4 protein-coding genes are annotated in these 1,833 nt (G+C 48.5%); 2 read left to right on the forward strand and 2 right to left on the reverse strand.

The features are described from left to right. On the forward strand, window positions 1-359 hold a 359-nt coding region (locus OGY18_RS02925; RefSeq protein ID WP_032195102.1), incomplete at its 5' end, for a gp53-like domain-containing protein. Between the two features lie 2 nt (window positions 360-361). Next, window positions 362-802 carry a tail fiber assembly protein gene (locus OGY18_RS02930; protein WP_001174920.1) on the forward strand — a complete coding sequence of 147 codons (441 nt, stop codon included), beginning with the start codon at window positions 362-364 and terminating at the stop codon, window positions 800-802. On the opposite strand, the gene OGY18_RS02935 is transcribed toward OGY18_RS02930, so the two are convergent. Beyond that, window positions 774-1,367, reverse strand: coding sequence for a tail fiber assembly protein (locus OGY18_RS02935; RefSeq protein WP_150073819.1), 594 nt, complete (start codon window positions 1,365-1,367; stop codon window positions 774-776). The two genes, OGY18_RS02930 and OGY18_RS02935, sit on opposite strands and share 29 nt — an antisense overlap. After that, on the reverse strand, window positions 1,367-1,833 hold a 467-nt coding region (locus OGY18_RS02940; RefSeq protein WP_286551665.1), incomplete at its 5' end, for a phage tail protein. The genes OGY18_RS02935 and OGY18_RS02940, both read right to left, overlap by 1 nt.

Raw genomic sequence — 1,833 nt, forward strand, 5'->3', positions numbered from 1 at the left:
TTGGTTTGGGAGAAGCGGCGAAAAGGGATGTGGGCACAGGAGATAATCAGATACCGGATATGGGAGCATTCGCTTCTGGTTCGGGATGGTTCAGGCTACCAGGTGGATATATTGTTCAGTTTGGCACTTTTTCAGGAAACACGACCCGCTTTATCAGTGGACACTTCCCTATACCATTCCCTAATCAGCCGATGGTTTCAGTCAGTGTTATGTCTGATGCCGTTCAGTCAGACCCGTCGAGTCCTGCCCCGCAGGTTTTGTCTGTAAATTTTGAACATATCAGTAATTCAGCGTGGCGTGTGGCAACCAGTGATATCTCACAGCAATACAGATTCAGTTATATTTCGATAGGACGGTAGAAATGCAGAAATATATTTTCAGTGCCGATAAAAATGCGTTTTTCCCTGTGGAGCTTAAAATCGCTTATCAGGAATCCGGCGAATGGCCCGATGATGGAATCGAAATTGACGACACTGTTGCCGCCGAATTTATGAAGGAAGCACCAGAAGGAAAATACAGAGGTGTCATCGACGGAATGCCTGCATGGATTGATATTCCACCGCCAACTCATGAGGAACAAATTGCCGCAGCCGAACTGAAAAAGCAGCAATTGATTAATCAGGTCAACGAATACATAAACAGTAAGCAATGGCCTGGTAAAGCGGCGATTGGTCGCCTGAAAGGTGAGGAACTGGTGCAATATAATTTGTGGCTGGATTATCTGGACGCACTGGAACTGGTCGATACTTCCAGTGCGCCAGATATTGAATGGCCTACGCCTCCGGCAGTTCAGGCCAGATGACATCAGGCGCGGGGCTGGTATCTGTTGCCTCCACCGCGTCAATGTAATCCAGCACAGCGTTAAGTCGGGTGGTTTCTGCCTGCGTCAGCTTCCGCCCGGCCCGTAATTTCAGCTGAATCAGACTGATGGAAGCCATTGCAGCATCAATCAGCGACTGGCGCTTTACTTCTGCCGCGTCTAGTGCGGCGCTATGCTGTGCCTCGGTATCCGTCACCCATTTCTCACCATCCCATTTATCGTATGGCGTTAACGGTGAAAGCGTGACATAACCGTCTTTGATGGCACCGATATAATCCACTGTAACAGCTACGCCATTTTCTGTTGAGTAAACAGTCTCATTGCGATGGTCTTCTTCATGGCTCCATCCCTTACCCGTAAATACTGCCACTCTTCCCGGAATGTATTCGCCCGGGTCAATACCAGTGGAACAGGCGGGCATACTTACGCCAGTATTAATATATTCATCAGACCAGCCAGTATATTCATACGTAACTGCCTCATAATAAAAACAACGCATATTACCCGGTACTGTAGCCAGCCCATTTTCATCAAAAACAGGTTTCATTATGCAGCCCTCACAATATAATTAAAGGCGATGTTACGTGGACGGTTTTCATTAGCTGTTGGCACGACACGAGAGGCGTCGAATCCAAGGTCATCGGTTTTGCCTATAGCAGTTGTGTTATTCGCCATTATCGCTGATCGTGTTCCTGCATCGTAAAAAGCCCCTCTGATTGCATCAAAAGACATGCCGATCCCGCCATCTGCGAATCCCTCAATATTTCTTATTGCATCCCCCTGTGAAGATAATAATTGTCGCCCGGCATCCACACCACGTCCGTCATCCCAGCCACGAATAAATTCACCGCGTAAATCAGGCAATTTATTTGTCGGGTAAGCCTTTGCCAGTTCCGGGTATTCTTCAGCCGAAAAAGCAGCCCCGTTGCATTTCAGCCAGCCTGTTGGCGGAGTGGCGGAAGGCCACGGGACAGGCACACCAACGGGTAATGCCGAACCTTCTCCCAAACCAA

The organism is Citrobacter sp. Cpo142 (assembly GCF_030332425.1).
In the GTDB taxonomy this organism is placed as follows: Bacteria; Pseudomonadota; Gammaproteobacteria; order Enterobacterales; family Enterobacteriaceae; genus Citrobacter; species Citrobacter portucalensis.